Source organism: Amycolatopsis sp. NPDC039088 (assembly GCF_055598845.1).
Genome location: NZ_JBVKAE010000003.1, coordinates 226,344 through 243,506, shown reverse-complemented (window position 1 = coordinate 243,506; position 17,163 = coordinate 226,344). Strand labels below are relative to the sequence as shown.

Sequence of the window (17,163 nt, the reverse complement as noted above, 5' to 3'; positions counted from 1 at the left end):
GAAATCCATGCGCACCACCAGAACTCGCCGTCTCACCGGGGCGATGGCGTTCGCTCTCACCGTCGTCACCGCGGCGACCGCCTGCGGTTCCGGCGACACCGTGCAGGCGGGGGACGGCGGCCAGACCCGGGTGTTCGCCGCCGACAACGGGCAGATCACCATCCCGGTCTCACCGAAGCGGGTCATCGCCACCGGCTACGCGGTGCCCGCCCTGCTCGAAGCGGGCGCTCCGCTGGTCGGGGTGTCCAGCTGGAAGCGCGGCATCCCGCTGTTCAACGAGCAGGAGCGCAAGAAGTACGACGAGCTGGCGAAGGTCGCGGGCGAGTCGGCGTCGGAGACGAACTACGAGGCGATCGCGCAGGCCGATCCGGACCTCATCGTCATCGGCGTACCGAAGCCGGTGCTCGCCGACATCGACATCAAGCGCCTCGAAGCGATCGCCCCGGTCGTGGCCATCGGCCCGTCCGTGCCGTCGATGTGGCGTGAGCTGTCCCGTAAGCAGGCCGACGCCGCCGGCGCGACCGCCGGGTTCGACGCCATCAAGACCGCGTACGAGACCAAGGCCAAGGGGTTGGCCGAGAAGTACAAGGCTGTGCTGCCGCAACTGAAGCTGGGCCATGTCGGTGCGTACGGCGAGGTCGCCAAGGGCAACTTCCAGCGCGAGTTCAACGGTTCCTGGGGCACCAACATCGCGCAGGACGTCGGCGCCACCTACTACGGCCAGGTCAAAGTCAAGGGCGGCGGCTCCAAGGACGTCAGCGAGTACCCGTCGATCGAAGAGCTGTCCAGCGCGTTCGCCGAGGCCGACGCGATCACCTACTCGGTCAGTGCCGACGGTGCCGTCCCCGCGCCGGTCAGGTACGTCCTCGACTCGCCGCTGTGGAAGGAACTCCCCGCGGTGAAGGCGGGCAAGGTCTATCCGTTCCGCTACACCGAGGCCGCCACCTACCGCGCCGCGACGTCCACTTTGGACGCTGTCGACCAGGCGTTCGCGCCGCTGCTCAAGCAGTGACCACCACCGGGCGGTCCGCGCTGCTGGGCGCCGCACTGCTCGGGCTCGTCGTGGTCGCCGTGCTGAGCGTCGGCGTCGGCGCGCACGCCATCGCCCCCGGTGAGGTCGTGCGCGCCCTGCTGGGCGAAGGGAATCCGAGTGACCGGGCGGTGGTCCTGGACATCCGGACGCCGAGGGCGGTACTGGCGGTCGGCGTCGGCGCGGCCTTGGCGGTCGGGGGAGTGCTCGTGCAGGCGTTGTCCCGCAACGCCTTGGCCGAACCGGGGGTGCTCGGCGTGACCGCGGGCGCCGGATTCGCCATCGCGGTGGGTTCGGCGCTCGGCCTCGCCGCCTCGGCACCCGCCGAACTGGGCCTGGCGGTGCTGGGCGCGGCGGGCGCCGCGGTGCTGGTGTCCGCGGTCGGACGCCGGTCACCGCTGCGGCTGGTGCTGGCCGGGACCGCGTTGAGCGCCGTGCTGCTCGGCCTGACCCTCGGCCTGCGCCTGCTGTTCCCGGACACCTTCGACGTCTACCGGTTCTGGTCGGTGGGGTCGCTTGCCGGTCGCGAGCAGGCCCCGACGACGGTGCCGCTGGTCATCATCGGCCTGTCGCTGCTGGGCGCGTTCGCGGTGAGCCGTCAGCTGAACGCCATCGCGCTCGGCGAGACGGTCGCGCACACCCTCGGCGCGAACGTCGCCCGCGTCCGGGCGATCACCCTGCTGCTGATCACGCTGATGGCGGGTGCGGCCACCGCGCTGGCCGGGCCGATCCTGTTCGTGGGGCTGATCGTGCCGCATCTGGCCCGTCGGGTGGCGGGCGCGTCGATCCCGTGGCTGGTCGCGTTCGCCGCGCTGCTCGGCCCGGTCCTGATGCTCGCAGCGGACATCGGCTCCCGGGTCCTGTTGCCGACCGGCGAGGTACCGGTCGCCATCGTGACCGCGTTCCTCGGCGGCCCGGTGCTGATCTGGGCCGTCCGCAAATACGGGGCGGCGCCGCTGTGAACGCACTCGTCCTGCGGCGCGGGCGGTTCTCCGCCCGGCTGGAACGCCGCACCCTGTGGTTCCTCGCGGCGATGGTCGTGGTCATCGCCTGCCTGACGCTGCTCGGGCTCTGTTACGGCGCGGCGTGGGCGAGTCCCGCCCGCGTGTTCGCCGCGCTGACCGGATCCGGTGGCGGCCCGGGGGTGGTCATCCGGGAATGGCGGCTGCCGCGGGTGCTGGCCGGGCTGGTGTTCGGTGCCGCGCTCGGGCTGGCGGGCGCGATCTTCCAGAACGTCACCCGCAATCCGCTCGGCAGCCCGGACGTCATCGGCCTGGACGCCGGTGCCTATACCGGCGCGCTGTTCGCGATCACCGTGTTGTCGGGGACGTCGACGCAGCTGACGATCGGTTCGGTGCTCGGCGGCGTGGTCACGGCGGCGCTCGTCTACGCGTTGTCGCTCGGGGGCGGCCTTTCCGGGCTGCGGCTGATCGTCATCGGGATCGCGATCAACGCGATGCTCACCGCGTTGAACTCGTGGATCGTGCTGCGCGCCGAACTCGAGATCGCGATCGCGGCCGTCGGCTGGAACGCCGGTTCGCTCAACGGGGTCGGCTGGGACGACGTCGCCATCCCGTTCGGGGTGCTCACGGTGCTGTTCACGGTGCTGTCCACCCGGGCACCGGCGCTGCACCAGGCCGCGCTCGGCGGCGCGCTGGCGGTCACCACCGGGGTCCGCTGGGACCGGCTGCGGCTGCAGCTGGTGCTGATCGGGGTCGGCTGCACGGCGACGGTCACCGCCGTCGCCGGGCCGATCGCGTTCATCGCGCTGGCCGCACCGCAGATCGGGCGGCGGCTGGCCCGCACGCCCGGTATCGCGCTGCTGCCCGCCGCCCTCACCGGCGCCGTTCTCCTGACCGGCGCCGACCTGGCCGCCCAGATGCTGCTCGCGCCGGAAGCGCTGCCGGTCGGTGTGGTCAGCACCGTGATTGGCGGCGGCTATCTGATCTGGCTGCTCACCAAGGAGGTGCGGCGCACATGAGTGCCCGCTTGACCGCCCGGGACCTGACCCTGCGCTATGGCGACCGGGTCGTGTCGACCCGGCTGAGCCTCGACGTGCCCGACCGCGCGTTCACCGCCGTCGTCGGACCGAACGCCTGCGGCAAGTCGACCTTGCTGCGCGCCTTCGTCCGGCTGCTGCGGCCGTCCGACGGCGAGGTCCTGCTCGACGGCAAGGACCTCGGTTCCTTCCACGGCAAGGGTTTGGCGCGGGAACTCGGTTTCCTGCCGCAGGATCCCGTCGCGCCGGAGGACGTCCGTGTCCGTCAGCTGGTCGCACGCGGCCGGTTCCCGCACCAGTCGCTGTTCGCGTCGTGGTCCGAAGAGGACGAAGGCGCGGTACTCGACGCGATGACCGCGGCCGGGGTGGCGGGACTGGCCGACCGGCCGGTGCAAGAGCTGTCCGGCGGACAGCGTCAGCGCGTGTGGGTGGCGCTCGTGCTGGCGCAGAAGACGCCGTACCTGCTGCTCGACGAGCCGACGTCGTTCCTCGACATCGCGCATCAGTACCAGTTGCTGGGGTTGCTGGCGCGTCTGCGCGACGAGGGCCGCACGGTGATCGCCGTCCTGCACGACATCAACCAGGCGTGTCGCTACGCCGATCACCTCGTCGCGTTGCGGGACGGCCGGATCGTGGCGGAAGGCACGCCCGCCGACATCGTCGACGCCGCGCTGATGAAGGAGGTCTTCGATCTGCACAGTGTCGTCGTACCCGACCCGGTGACCGGAACCCCGATGGTGGTGCCCTCATGCTGAGTCTCACCGGAGCCCAGTTGGGCATTTGGACCGCGCAGCGGCTCGAACCCGACTCGCCGTACTACGTCGTCGGCGACGTGATCGAGATCGTCGGTGACCGGCCGGTCGACGTCGGCGCGCTGACCGAGGCGATCCGGGCCACCACCGAGGAGGCCGACAGCCTGCGGTTACGGGTCTTCGAGACACCGGACGGGCCTCGCCAAGCGGTGTCGGACGAGCCGGTGCCGTCGCCCGCGGTGGTGGATCTGCGCGGTGAGGCCGATCCGCTGGCTGCGGCGCACACACGGGTCGAGGCCGAACGCCGCCGGGTCGCCGAGGCGTGCCGCGACATGGTGGACCGGCCGCTGTTCGCCCATCTCGTGCTGCAGCTTTCCGAGTCGCACGTGTGGTTCACCCAGCTCGGGCACCATCTCGTGTTCGACGGCTATACCGCGGCGATGCTCGCGCGCCGGACGGCTGCTCGCTACACCGCTTCGGTCCTGGGCAAGGACGTGCCGCCCTCGACGTTCGCGCGGTTCGCCGATCTCGTCGAGGCCGACCGCTCATATCGCGAGAGCGAACGGTTCGAGCAGGACCGGGAGTACTGGCGCGAGCGATTCACGCCGTTGCCGGATATCGACGACGGCAGTGGCGCGTCGGGGCCTCCCGAAAGCACGGTGACCGCCCGTTCGGTCTTGCCCGCTTCCGACCTGGCCCGGTTGCGAGAGCTGGGCAAACGCGCCGGAACGACCTGGGGCGACGCGCTGATCGCCTGCTACGCGGCCTTCCTGCACCGCGTGCTCGGCTGGAGCGACGTCGTGTTCGCGATGCCGTTGATGTGCCGCGAAGGCGCCGCGCTGCGGACTCCGGCGATGGCGGTCAACGTGCTGCCGCTGCGGGTCACGGTGCTCCCGAAGGATTCGGCGGCCGAGCTGACCGCGCGGGTCGCGGGCGCGCTGAAGGAGATGCGTACGCACCAGCGGTATCGCGGTGAGGACCTGCCGCAGGATCTGGCGGTGCCCGGCGCGGGGGCGCTGCTGCACGGCCGGGGCATCAACCTCAAGGCCTTCGACCTGAAGCTCGACTTCGCGGGCGCCCACGGCACCATGCGCAACGTCGCGGGCGGACCGCCCGAGGACATGGGCCTGTCCGTGCTCCCGACCTCGGACGGCGGGCTGCTGCTCGGTTTCGAGGTCGACGCGCGGACCCACGACCAGGCCGCCGTCGACGCCAAGCTGACCGCGCTGCGCTGCCTGATCACTGAGTTGACCGAGTCGGACGGCCCGGTGGTCGGCGGCGCGGACCTGGTCCCGGCGGGGGAGCGGGACGCTCTGCTGGCGGCGTGGTCGACGCCTGAGCCGTCCGGTGAACTCGTTGGTGTGCCGGAACTGCTGGCCGGACTCGACCCGGACCGGATGGCGTTGGTGTCCGGTGCCGAACGGCTGACCGGCGGCGAACTCGCCGAGCGTGTGCACCGGCTGGCGCGGGTGTTGCGGGCGCGTGGCGTCGGGCCTGACGACCTCGTCGCGCTGGCCCTGCCGCGGTCGGCTGATCTCGTCGTCGCCCTGCTGGCGGTGCTCGACGCGGGGGCCGCGTTCCTGCCGCTGGACCTCGCCCATCCCGTCGAACGGCTGCGGGAACTTGCCGCCGAAGCCGGCGCGGTGCTCACTGTGGCCGCGGACGCGGAGATCATGCCGGGGCCACACCTGCTGCTGAACGAGACCAATCTGTCCACAGTGGACGCGTCGCCGCTCGTCCTGGAGCGCCATCCGGAACACCTCGCGTACGTCATCTTCACCTCCGGTTCGACCGGCCGCCCCAAGGGGGTGCTCGGCCGGGTCGGCGGGCTGGCGACACTGCTGCGTCACCACCGCGCGACCACGGTCGCCGAAACCGAACGCGCCGCCGGCAGGCGATTGCGGGTCGCGCACACGTACTCGTTCGCCTTCGATTCCGCACTCGATCAGCTGATGTGGCTGCTGTTCGGGCACGAACTCCACGTCTACGGCACCGACATCGCCCGGGACGCCGACGCTCTGCTGGCCGCGTTCGCGCGTGACCGGATCGACGTCGTCGACACCACGCCGTCGATGGCCGCTCCGCTCGTCGACGCCGGACTACTCGACGGCACGCACCCACCCGCGCTGCTCGTCCTCGGCGGCGAGGCGACCCCGCCCGCGCTGTGGCACCGGGTCGTGCGGTCCGGTGTCCGTGCCCGCAACATGTACGGCCCGACCGAGGCCACTGTGGACGGTGCCGGATCCTGGCTGGACGACGGGGAACCGACGATCGGGACCGCGGTACCCGGTACGGCGGTGCGGGTGCTCGACGCCGCGCTGCGTCCGGTGCCCGCCGGAACCCCGGGTGAGCTGTACCTCGCCGGACCGCACCTGGCGCGCGGCTATCTCGGACGTCCCGCTGCGACCGCCGAGCGGTTCGTCGCCGACCCGTTCGGCGCGCCCGGCGACCGGATGTACCGCACCGGCGACCTCGCGCGCTGGGTGCCCGGCCGCGGGCTGGAGTACCTGGGCCGCCGCGACGGACAGGTGAAGGTCCGCGGCCACCGCGTCGAACTGGGCGAGGTCGAGGCCGCGCTGGCCGCCGTGCCCGGAGTGCGTGCGGCGGCCGCCGCCGTGCGCGGACCGCGGCTCATCGGATATGTCGTCGGAGAGGTCGTTCCGGACGACGTTCGCGCGGAACTCGCCGGGCGGATGCCGGAGCATCTCGTCCCCGCGGCGGTGGTCGTACTCGACACGCTTCCCTTGACCTCCAACGGGAAGATCGACCGGGCCGCGCTGCCCGCCCCGCGTGCGGCGGCAGGCCGGGTCGCGGCCACCGACCGCGAACGCCTGCTGTGCGCGACCATCGCCGAGGTGATCGGCGTCGAAGAGGTCGCCGTCGACGACGACTTCTTCGCACTCGGCGGCGACAGCATCACCGCGATCAGCGTCAGCAGCAGGCTGCGCGCGCACGGCCTCGACCTGCGGCCGCGTGACCTGCTGGCCCGGCGCAGTTTCGAGGCGCTGGCCGCGGCGAGCGCCGAGATCGGCGGCCCGGCGGTTCCGCCGGACGAGCCGATCGGCGAGGTGCCCGCCCCGCCGATCGCCAGGGCCCTGCTCGACCCGCATCCGGACGTCGCGACCATCGCCGGATACACCCAATGGACCGCGATCCGGCTCGACGAGGATCTGCCACCCGGCTTGTTGGTCGACGGCGTGCAAACGGTCCTGGACCACCACGACGCCCTCCGGCTGCGTTTAGAGGACGAAATGCGGGTGCGCGAACGTGGCGCGGTGAAGGCGACCGACGTGGTCACCGAAACGACGGGCGATCCGGCCGAGGTCGCGGCGGCGCTCGCGGACTCGCTCGATCTCCGGAGCGGTGTGCTCAAGGTCGCCCGGCTGCCGGATCACCTGGTCATCGTGGTCCACCACCTGGCGATCGACGGCGTCTCCTGGCGGGTTCTCCTGCCGGACCTGTACGCGGCTTGCGCAGGGGGACAGCTCGAACCGGTGGGGACGTCGTGGCGGCGGCACGCGCTCCGCCTCGCCGAACAAGGGACTTCCGGCGCGCGGCGCGGCGAACTCGGCCACTGGCGTGGCGCGCTCGACGGACCGCGTCTCGGTGACCGGCCGCTCGACCGGACCGTCGACACGGTCGCGACCGCGCGACGTTCGGTCACCCTCGCCTCGCCGGAGCAGACCGAGGCGGTACTCACCAGTCTCCCGACGGCCTACCGCGCCGGACCGGACGACGTCCTGCTCGCCGCGCTCGTGCTGGCCCTCCGGTCGTGGCGAGATTCCCCGGTCGAGGCCGAAACCGTGTCCCTCGAAGGACACGGCCGGGACCAGAACGGCTTGGACCTGTCCCGCACCGTCGGCTGGTTCACCGCCGAGCATCCGCTGCGCGTCCCCGCCACCGCCGTGGCCGCGACCACGGATTTCGCCAACGCGCTCGCGGGCGGCGACGCGGCCGGAAAGCTGCTGCGGGCCACGAAAGAGGCCAAACGCGCCGTGCCGGACAACGGTGTCGGCTTCGGCGTCCTCCGGTACCTCGACCCGCTCACCCGGGACGAACTCGCCGCCATCCCGCCGCCGGACGTCGTCCTGAACTACCTCGGCCGGTTCGCCGCGCTACCCGGCACCGGCTGGCGGTTGCCGGCAGAAGACCCGTTCGCGGTGACCGAGCCCGAGGGCAAGTCGCTGGACCAAGTCCTGGCGCTGAACTGCTTCGTCCGCGAGGACGGCCGAGCCCGGCTCGCCGTCGAATGGACCGCGGCCGGTGCGGTGCTACCGGTGGAAAGCGTTGAGGCGCTGCAAGAAGCCTGGTCGCGAGCGCTCGAAGCCCTGACCGCGCATGCCGCCCGGATCGGCCCGGACGGTGGTGGGCTCACGCCGTCGGATCTGCCGCTGGTGGGCCTCGGCCAGGCCGACATCGACGCGCTGGAACGCCGTGGCCGCGTCGAGGACGTCCTGCCCGCGACCCCGCTGCAGACCGGGCTCGCGTTCCACACTCTGGCGCGCGGTGACGACGACACGGACGTCTACGTGGTGCAGGCCGTGACCCTGCTCAGCGGCGCACTCGACGCCGACCGGATGCGCGAAGCCGCGGCGGAGGTGCTGCGGCGGCATCCCGCGCTGCGTGTCCACCTGCACACCACGGACGCGGGCGAAGTCGTCCAGGTGATCCCTGCCGCGGTGTCGCTCGACTGGCGGCACGCGAGCGTGTCACCGGAGCGGGTCGACGACGAATGCCGCGCCGAACTCGCGCGGCCGTTCGACCCGGCGACCCCGCCGCTGATCCGGTTCCTGCTGCTCACCCTCGGCCCCGACGAGCACCGCCTGGTGCTCACCAACCACCACGCGCTCCTCGATGGCTGGTCGATGCCGCTCGTCGGCCGGACGCTCCTGGCCACCTACGCCGAACTCGGCGGCGGCCCGGCGGCCCCGGTCGCCCCGCCGCTCGCGGAGTACCACCGGGTGCTCGGCGAACGCGATCCAGCTGCGGCTATGGAGGCGTGGCGCGAAGCTTTGGCCGATCTCGACGAGGGCACCCGGCTCGCACCCGCGAGTGCCGAGTCCACTGTGGAGCGTCCGGAGCGGGTCACCGTGGAACTGGGCGGGGAGTTCAGCGAACGGCTGCGCGCCTTCGCCCGCGAACGCGGAATCACCCCGACGACGGTGTTCCAGACCGCCTGGGGCGTACTGCTCGCCAGGCTGACCGGCCGTCGTGACGTCGTCTTCGGCTGCCCGGTGTCCGGCCGTCCGGCCGAGGTCCCCGGCGTCGAGCGGATGGTCGGGCAGCTCGGCGGCACGATCCCGGTGCGGGTCCGGTTCGACCCGGCCGACACCGCGGCCACCGTGCTGGAACGCGTGCACACCGAAAGCGTCCGGCTCACCGACCACCATCACGCCGGGCTGCCCGGCATCCAGCGCGCGATCGGCGTCGGCGACCTGTTCGACACGATGCTGGTGATGGAGAACTTCCCGCTCTCCAGCCGCGCCCGCGCCACCCTGGCCCCGGGGCTGGATCTCGTCGGCGTCGACATCACCGACGCCACGCACTATCCGCTCACGGTGATCGTGCTGCCCGGGGACGAGTTCACCGTCGGGCTCGGCTACCAGCCGCAGGCCTTCACCCGCGACGAAGCCGAGTCCTTCGGCCGGTGGCTGCTCGCCGTGCTACACGGGATCGTCACCGATCCGGCCCGTCCGGTCGCTCGGCTTCGCGCGCTCGACGCCGAAGAAGAGCGGGCGATGCTGTGCCTCGGCGAAGGCCCGGAACCGAAACGGGAACGCGGCGGCATGCTGGAGGAGTTCGGCCGCTCGGTCCGCGAGACCCCGGACGCCGAAGCCGTCGTGTGCCGGGACCGGAGCCTGACCTACGCCGAACTGGACCGGCGGGCCAACCGGCTGGCGAACACCCTGATCGACGCCGGCGTGAAACCGCAGGACCCGGTCGCGGTCCTCCTGCGCCGCGACGTCGACCTCGTGGTCGCGCTGTTCGGCGTGATCAAGGCGGGCGCGGTGCACGTGCCGATGGACCCGGACTACCCGGCCGACCGGCTCGCCTACATGCTCGGCGACATCGGACCCGCCGCCGTCGTGTCCACTTCGGACGTCGATGGTCTTCCGGTGATCGACCCGGCCGAACTGTCCACTGAGGACACGGATCCGTGTATCAGGCTCAGTGAAGACGCGCTCGCTTATGTCATCTACACCTCCGGCACGACCGGCAAACCCAAGGGCGTGGCGGTGCCGCACCGCGGCGTCCCGAGCCTGATCGCGCTGCAGGAGGACATCGTCGGGATCCGGACCGCCGAGCGGTACCTGCACTTCGCGTCGACCAGTTTCGACGTCGCCTTCTGGCAGTTCATGCTGCCGCTGCTGTCCGGCGGCACCTCGGTCATCGCGCCGGAGGAGGTACGGGTCTCCGGCGACGACCTGCTGGCCTACGCCGCCGAACATCGCGTCACCGGGCTCAACCTGCTCCCGTCGTTCCTTTCCGCGATGCCCGACGACGCGACCGTCGATCCGGACGTGTTCTTCGTCGTCGGCGCCGAACGGCTCGACCCGGAACTGGCGCGGCGCTGGGGGAACCGGCGTGCGTTGTTCAACGCCTACGGTCCGACCGAGGTCACCATCAACTCGGTCACCTGGCACTACGACCCGGCCGACCCCGGCCCGCTGCCGATCGGGCGCCCGGATCCCGAGGTCCGCGCGTACGTGCTCGACGGCGGGCTGTTGCCGGTCGGTACGAACGTCACCGGTGAGCTGTACCTGGCCGGGCCGAAGCTGGCCCAGGGTTATGTCGGCCGGGCGGCGCTGACCGCCGAACGGTTCGTGGCCGATCCGTTCGGGCCGCCGGGGGAGCGCATGTACCGCACCGGTGATCTGGTCCGGTGGCGACCGGACGGGCAGATCGTCTTCCTCGGCCGCGCCGACCACCAGGTCAAACTGCGTGGATTCCGGATCGAACTCGGGGAGATCGAGACCGCGCTGACCGCGCACGACGACGTCCGTGCCTCCGCGGTGATCGTCCGCGAAGACCGGCTCGTCGCCTACTTCGTCCCCGTGGACGGCGCTGAACCCGATGCGGCCGCGCTGCGCGAGTACCTCGCCGCGGAGCTGCCCGCGTACATGGTGCCGACAGCGTTCGTGGCGCTGGACCGGTTGCCGCTCGGCCCGAGCGGCAAACTGGATCGGGCCGCGCTGCCCGCGCCGGAAAGCCGGTCCGCGGATGGGCGAGAACCGGCCACGCCGGCGGAAGCCGTGCTGCTGCGCGTGGTCCGGGATCTGCTCGGCCCCGGCGTCGGCCTGGACGACGGATTCCTGGACGCGGGAGGCGACAGCATCGCGTCGTTGCGGGTGGTCTCCCGTGCCCGTCGCGAAGGGCTGCACCTGACCGCGCGTGACGTCCTCGAAGGCGGCACGGTCGCCGGCATCGCCGCGCGCTGCGGCGAACCGGAACGGGCCGAGGAGGCGCACGCGGTCGGGGACGCCCCGCTCACCCCGATCATGCGCGATCTCTTGCGGCGCGCGGGAAAGGCGGCGGACGGGTTCTGCCAGTGGGTCGAGATCTGCGTGCCCTCGGCCGGCGACGTGCCGCGGTGGCGATCCGTGCTCGACGCCGTCCTCGCCCGCCACGACGTCCTGCGCGCGCACCTGATCGAGGACGCGCTGCGCATCCCGGACGTCGGGGCCGTGACCGGTGCCGACGTGCTCACCACCGTCCCCGCGTCCGGTGATCCGCGTGCGGTGCTGGACGCTCAGGTCGAGCAGATCGTCGCGCGGATGGACCCGCGCACAGGACCGCTGCTGCGCGCGGTTCTGGCGGACGCCGGGGAGCACCGGCCGGGACGACTACTGCTGGTGGCACACCATCTGGTCGCCGACGCGGTGACCTGGCGCGTGCTGCTCGACGACGTCGAACAGGCCTTCCACGGCGACACCCTGCCTCGGCGCGGGCAGTCGTTCCTGGGCTGGGCACGGTCGCTGCGGGCGGGCGCACCGCATCGAGAGGACGAAATGCCGTACTGGCGCGCCATCGCCGCCGCCCCCGAAACCCGGCTGGGCCGTACCAGGCTCGACCCGGCGCGGGACACCGTCGCGACCGCACGGCATCACCGGATCGACGTCGGGGCGGACACCACCCACGCCGTGCTGACCGCGCTGCCCACGGCGTACCGCACCGGCCCGGACACCGTGCTGCTGACCGCGCTCGCCCGCGCCGTCGCCGCCTGGCGGGGGACCGGGGCCGACCTGCTCGTCGCCGTCGAAAGCCACGGGCGTCCGGGGCACACCCCGGACTTCGCGGGCAAGGTCGATCTGGCGCAGACCGCGGGCTGGTTCACCGCCGTGCATCCGGCGCGCATCGCCCCGCCCGCCGGTTCACTACCGGACGCGCTGCGGGCCGTGCGTGACCATCTGCGCGCGGCAGGGGACGGCCTCGGCCACGGAATCCTCGGCATCGGCGGCCCCCGCCCCGAGATCGCGTGGAACTACCTCGGGCGCTTCCCGGCGGCTCCGGTCGAGGAGACCCCGTGGCAGCGGCCGCCGGACGCCGATCCGCTCGGTTCCGGCGGCGGCGCGGAGTTGCCGCTGCCCTACGCGCTGACGGTGAACGCGATGGTCCCCGACGGTGGCCCGCTCGGCGTCCGCTTCACCTGGCCGTCCGCGTTGTTCACCGACGACGAGATCGCCGTGCTGGGCGAGCACTTCCGCCGCGAACTGGACGCACTCGCCGCCGACGTGCCGGGGCCGGGAGAAGTCCTCCCGCTGACGCCGTTGCAGGAGGTGATCCTGCGCGAGTCGCGGACCTCGGAAGAAGATCCGTATCCGGTGCAGGCCGCGTTCACGCTGTCCGGTGACCTCGACGTCGAGGCACTTCAGGCGGCGGCGGGCGCGCTGGTGCGGCGGCATCCGAACCTGGGCGCGGTCTTCCCGCCGTCGCATGAGGTCCAGCTGATTCCGGCGGAACCGAGGGCGGGTTTCCGCACCCGAGAGGTGTCCGAAGTGGACGCCGCACTGGACGAAGAGCTCGCGGAGCCGCTCGATCTGGCCAACGGTCCGCTGTGGAGGGTCACGGTGGTGCGGCAGGAGCCCAGCCGTCATGCCGTCGTGCTGACCAGTCACCACTTGCTCTCCGACGGCTGGTCGGCGCCGCGCATCCTCGGCGAATTGTTCGCTCTGTACGCGGGAAGTCCGCTGCCGGAGCCTGTTCCGCTGGTCCGGTACACCCGCTCGCTCGCCGCGGCCGATCACTCCGCCGACGTCAGGGCCTGGCGGGTGGAACTCGACGGCCTTCCCGAAGGCGACCACCTGCCGCGTACCGGCAGGGCCGCCGAGCCGGTGGTGTTCACTGTGGACGGTCAGCTGGTCACGGAACTGACCCGGCTGGGCGCGTCACGCGGTCTCACCGTCAACACACTGTTGCAGGGTGCTTGGGCGGCTGTGCTCGCGAACCGGGCCGGTCGCACGGACGTCAGCTTCGGGGTGATGACCTCGAACCGGACGTCCGATGTGGACGGTATAGAAGAGATCATCGGCCTGTTGGCGAACAGTGTCCCGGTCCGCGCCCGGTTCACCGGCACGGTCGCCGAGGCCCTCGCCGATGTGCAGGCCCGGCAGCAGGCGATGGCGGGGCACCACCGGATCGGACTGCTCGAACTCGCGTCGCTCGCCGGACGCGAGCGGCTGTTCGACAGCCTGCTCGTCTTCGAGAACTACCCGGTGGATCCGGCGAAACTGCGTGAACCCGCGCCAGGCCTGACCGTCACCGGGACGAGGTTCCGGGAACGGACGCACCATCCGGTGAGCGTCACCGTGGTTCCCGGTGAACACGGGTGGGAAGGCGTTCTCTACGCGCGGGAAACCGACGCTCGGTCGCTGGCCGACGATCTGGTCCGGCTCCTCCGGAAGCTGCCGTCCTGTTTGGACGGCGACGCCGCCGGATTCGTGGGGGAGCGGTGACCGCGCGCCCGATCGACGCCGCGCTGTGGCGTACGGCGGCCGTGCTGGTGCTCGGCACGTTCATGGCGACGCTGGACAGCACGATCGTCTCGGTCGGCGTCGACACCCTCGCCGAAGAGTTCGGCGCGCCGATCACCGGCGTCCAATGGGTGACGACGGCGTACCTGCTGGCCGTGGTCACCGCCGTGCCGGCGTCCGGCTGGCTCGCCGACCGGTTCGGCGGCCGCCGCGTCTGGCTCACCGCCGTCGTCGTGTTCCTGCTGGCGTCGCTGTTGTGCGCGCTGGCGCCCACACTGCCCGCGCTCATCGCCTTCCGTGTCCTGCAAGGGCTCGCCGGTGGCCTGTTGCCACCGACCGGACAGGCGTTGCTGGCGCGGTCCGCCGGGCCGGACCGGATCGGCCGCGTGATCAGCGTCGTGGGCCTGGTCCCGCTGTTGTCGCCGGTGCTCGGCCCGCTGGCGAGCGGCACGATCCTCGCCGTCGCCGACTGGCCGTGGCTGTTCTACGTCAACCTTCCGGTCGGCGTGGTGGCCGTGGTCCTGGCGCGGCGCTGGGTCCCGGCGGACGAACCGGGCGGCAAGGGGCACCGGTTCGACTTCCGGGGCGCGTTGCTGTTGTCCCCAGGGCTCGCGGTCCTGGTGTTCGGACTAACCTGGTTCGAACGCGGGACACCGGTCGCCGCCGGAATCGCCGTCGCGGCCGGCGTCGTGATGCTCGCGGCGTTCGTCCGGCACGGCCTGCGCGCCGACGCGCCACTGCTCGACCCGCGCCTGTTCACCCGGCCGCCGTTCGGGGTCGCCGCGCTGGCGCTGGTCCTGCTCGGCGCGTCGGTGTTCGGCACAATGTTCCTGCTCCCGCTTTATCTCCAGCGCGGCGCCGGACTGTCCACATGGGACACCGGGTTGCTGCTGGTGCCGCAGGGTATCGGCGCGGCGGCCGGGTCGGTGCTGGTGAACCGGCTGGTCGACCGGCTCTCGCCGCGCACGCTGGTGCTGAGCGGGATCGGGCTGGTCGCGCTCGGGACCGCACCCTTCACCCAGCTCGGCCCTGGTTTCCCGGACTGGGTGATCGTGGTTTCGCTGCTGCTGCGCGGTTTCGGCGCGGCGCTGATCGGCGCGCCGGTGATGACCATCGTCTACCGCCAGGTCGAACCCGCCCGGCTGCCCCGGGCGGCCGGTGCGCTCAACCTGCTCAACACCCTCGGCGGCTCGATCGGCACGGCCGTGCTGGCCGTGGTGCTGCAGGCCCGGCTGGCCGCACGCGGTCCGGACGTCGCCGCGGCTTTCGCCGACGCCTTCTGGTGCGTTCTCGGCCTCGCCGTCGTGGCGGTCGCCGGCGCGAAGCGGCTGCCCCGTGCCGGGACAGCCGCCCCTGACAAGAAGAGAGGTCACGCGGATGCTTGACCAGGACACCCTGCCCAGTCCGGCCGAGGTGGCCACGAACGGCGTCGTGCCGGAGATCGCGCGGCACCGCGAGACCGTCGCGGACGTCCTCGCCCGGCGCGATTCCCGGCTGCTCGTCGTCGTGGGCCCGTGTTCGGTGCACGACACCGACGGTGCGCTCGAGTACGCGCACCGGCTCGCGGATACGGCCCGGCGGTTCGCCGACGACCTCGTCGTGGTCCTGCGCGCCTACCTGGAGAAACCGCGGACGATCGCGGGCTGGACCGGCCTGGTGCCCGACCCCACCCTGGACGGCGAGGGCGATCTCGCGTCCGGCGTGCGGATCGGACGCCGGTTCCTGGACGACGCCGCCGCGACCGGGCTGCCGCTGGCGTACGAGTTCGTCGACCCGTTCCTGGCGCCCTACTTCGCGGACACGATCAGCTGGGCCGCGATCGGCGCGAGGACCGTGGCCAGCCAGCCGCACCGGCACCTGTCGTCGTGGCTGCCGATGCCGGTGGGCATGAAGAACTGCGTGTCCGGGCGGCTCGACACCGCTGTCGCCGCCGTCCAGGCCGCCGGGCTGCCGCATGTCTTCCCCGGCGCCGCCGCGGACGGGCGCCCGCGGATCCTGCGCAGCACCGGGAATCCGGACGCGCACCTCGTCCTGCGCGGCGGCCCGAAACCGAACCACCACGCCCACGCCGTCGCGGACGCCCTCGACGCGCTGACCGCCGCGGGCCTGCCGCACCGGCTCGTCGTCGACGCCTCGCACGGCAACAGCGGCAAGGACCACAACCGGCAGCCCGTCGTCGTCGCGGATCTGGCGGACCAGATCTCGTCGGGCAACGACGCGCTGGCCGGGGTGATGATCGAGTCGTACCTCTCCGACGGCAGGCAGGACGTCGGCGCCGTGCCGCCCCGGCCGGACTTGAGCATCACGGACGCTTGCCTGGGCTGGGAGCGTACGGTGCCGCTGCTGGAGTCACTGGCCTGCGCGAACGCGGTCCGGCGGATCAGCGCCCCTCGGCGATCCCCGCATTTAGTCCTCTAAGTGCGGAGAGCTTCCAACGCCTTGGCCATCGTCGGCACGAGTTCGTCGCCCATCTTCTCGAATTCCCGCTTCAGCAAGGGATCCGCGAGCTTCGCCAGTCCGTGGAACTTGATGGTGGCGTGGTAGCTGACGGTCGTCTCGCCGCCTTCTTCGGTCACCGTCAGATCGTCGGTGGACGTGGCCGTCTTGTTGCTGCCGACGAACACGATCCGCTCCGGTTCGAGCTGCTCGAGGCGGTAGGTCAGTTCGGTCTTCTTACCGCGGAACTCGGACACGTTGCGCCATTGCGCTCCGACGGCTACCGGCCCGGAGTCCGCCCGGGTGCAGGACACCGTGCCGGGGTCCCACTCCTCGGCGTGCGCGAAATCCCGCAGATAGTCGACGACGGTCTGCCTGGGGGTGCGGACGGTGATCGTCCGGTGCACATGGACCATCACGACAACGGTACGCAGGAGAAGCGGTCACCGCAGTCTCAGCACATGAAGGCCCCTCGGCGGGAGCGGGCTCACGCAAAGGGCCTCACCCGGCTCTTGACCGTCCATAAGGGACACTTTTCGAGACAAATGTGCCCGATTTGGGTGACTTACACGGTTTTACGAGGGGGTTGTGAGCGATTTGGGTCGTTCTATTGAGAGGTGACCCAAAGGTGGCGTGGTGGGTGGTAAGTCCGTGAAGGCCTCCTTGAGGGACTCTGGGTCCCTCAAGGAGGCTTTCACGGACTTCAAGACGGGACGTTGATGTCACAGCCGTCCCACTGTCACGAGGGATCACGCCTGACGGTAGTGAAGGGCTCCTTCACTACCGTCAGCGTAGGCAAGGAAGCCTTCACCACCAGGGAAACGCGTAGGCAGCAGCGACCACAGCCCGCGACACGACACGTTTGACTTACCCCTCAATAACCCTCATTAACACTCACGACCCCGCACAGAAACGTACATAGTGGCATCAATCGGACGCCTTATCGCCCGGTAGTGTCCCTTGTGGACACTGAAG

8 protein-coding genes are annotated in these 17,163 nt (G+C 71.6%); 7 read left to right on the top strand and 1 reads right to left on the bottom strand.

Annotation, left to right across the window (positions count from 1 at the left end):
* Nucleotides 1-7 precede the first annotated feature (7 nt).
* From ACZ7KI_RS05925 to ACZ7KI_RS05895, 7 genes are read left to right on the top strand one after another with little or no spacing between them, the layout of a single operon-like run.
* Nucleotides 8-1,012: an ABC transporter substrate-binding protein gene (locus ACZ7KI_RS05925; RefSeq protein WP_470272070.1), complete on the top strand. Its 1,005-nt coding sequence runs from the start codon at nt 8-10 to the stop codon at nt 1,010-1,012.
* The gene (locus tag ACZ7KI_RS05920) at nt 1,009-1,992 is read left to right on the top strand and encodes a FecCD family ABC transporter permease (RefSeq protein ID WP_470272069.1); all 984 of its coding nucleotides are present in this window, start codon (nt 1,009-1,011) and stop codon (nt 1,990-1,992) included. The genes ACZ7KI_RS05925 and ACZ7KI_RS05920 overlap by 4 nt, the downstream gene beginning before the upstream one ends.
* Nucleotides 1,989-3,011 carry a FecCD family ABC transporter permease gene (locus tag ACZ7KI_RS05915; protein WP_470272068.1) on the top strand — a complete coding sequence of 341 codons (1,023 nt, stop codon included), beginning with the start codon at nt 1,989-1,991 and terminating at the stop codon, nt 3,009-3,011. The genes ACZ7KI_RS05920 and ACZ7KI_RS05915 overlap by 4 nt, the downstream gene beginning before the upstream one ends.
* Nucleotides 3,008-3,784, top strand: coding sequence for an ABC transporter ATP-binding protein (locus ACZ7KI_RS05910; protein ID WP_470272067.1), 777 nt, complete (start codon nt 3,008-3,010; stop codon nt 3,782-3,784). Before ACZ7KI_RS05915 ends, ACZ7KI_RS05910 begins: the two co-directional genes overlap by 4 nt.
* Nucleotides 3,778-13,734: an amino acid adenylation domain-containing protein gene (locus tag ACZ7KI_RS05905; protein ID WP_470272066.1), complete on the top strand. Its 9,957-nt coding sequence runs from the start codon at nt 3,778-3,780 to the stop codon at nt 13,732-13,734. The genes ACZ7KI_RS05910 and ACZ7KI_RS05905 overlap by 7 nt, the downstream gene beginning before the upstream one ends.
* Complete coding sequence (locus ACZ7KI_RS05900) at nt 13,731-15,137, top strand: DHA2 family efflux MFS transporter permease subunit (RefSeq protein ID WP_470272065.1); 1,407 nt, start codon at nt 13,731-13,733, stop codon at nt 15,135-15,137. Before ACZ7KI_RS05905 ends, ACZ7KI_RS05900 begins: the two co-directional genes overlap by 4 nt.
* Nucleotides 15,130-16,170 carry a 3-deoxy-7-phosphoheptulonate synthase gene (locus ACZ7KI_RS05895; protein WP_470272064.1) on the top strand — a complete coding sequence of 347 codons (1,041 nt, stop codon included), beginning with the start codon at nt 15,130-15,132 and terminating at the stop codon, nt 16,168-16,170. The genes ACZ7KI_RS05900 and ACZ7KI_RS05895 overlap by 8 nt, the downstream gene beginning before the upstream one ends.
* Here ACZ7KI_RS05895 and ACZ7KI_RS05890 read toward each other — a convergent pair.
* Entirely contained in the window at nt 16,167-16,604 is a 438-nt protein-coding gene (locus ACZ7KI_RS05890; protein WP_470272063.1) for an SRPBCC family protein, read from the bottom strand. The two genes, ACZ7KI_RS05895 and ACZ7KI_RS05890, sit on opposite strands and share 4 nt — an antisense overlap.
* Between the last annotated feature and the right edge of the window lie 559 nt (nt 16,605-17,163).

Bases quoted from the DNA above. Each gene is read 5' to 3' on its own strand.
- ACZ7KI_RS05925 (WP_470272070.1), top strand. From the start codon at position 8: ATGCGCACCACCAGAACTCGCCGTCTCACCGGGGCGATGGCGTTCGCT.
- ACZ7KI_RS05910 (WP_470272067.1), top strand. From the start codon at position 3,008: ATGAGTGCCCGCTTGACCGCCCGGGACCTGACCCTGCGCTATGGCGAC.
- ACZ7KI_RS05905 (WP_470272066.1), top strand. From the start codon at position 3,778: ATGCTGAGTCTCACCGGAGCCCAGTTGGGCATTTGGACCGCGCAGCGG.
- ACZ7KI_RS05895 (WP_470272064.1), top strand. From the start codon at position 15,130: ATGCTTGACCAGGACACCCTGCCCAGTCCGGCCGAGGTGGCCACGAAC.
- ACZ7KI_RS05890 (WP_470272063.1), bottom strand. From the start codon at position 16,604: ATGGTCCATGTGCACCGGACGATCACCGTCCGCACCCCCAGGCAGACC.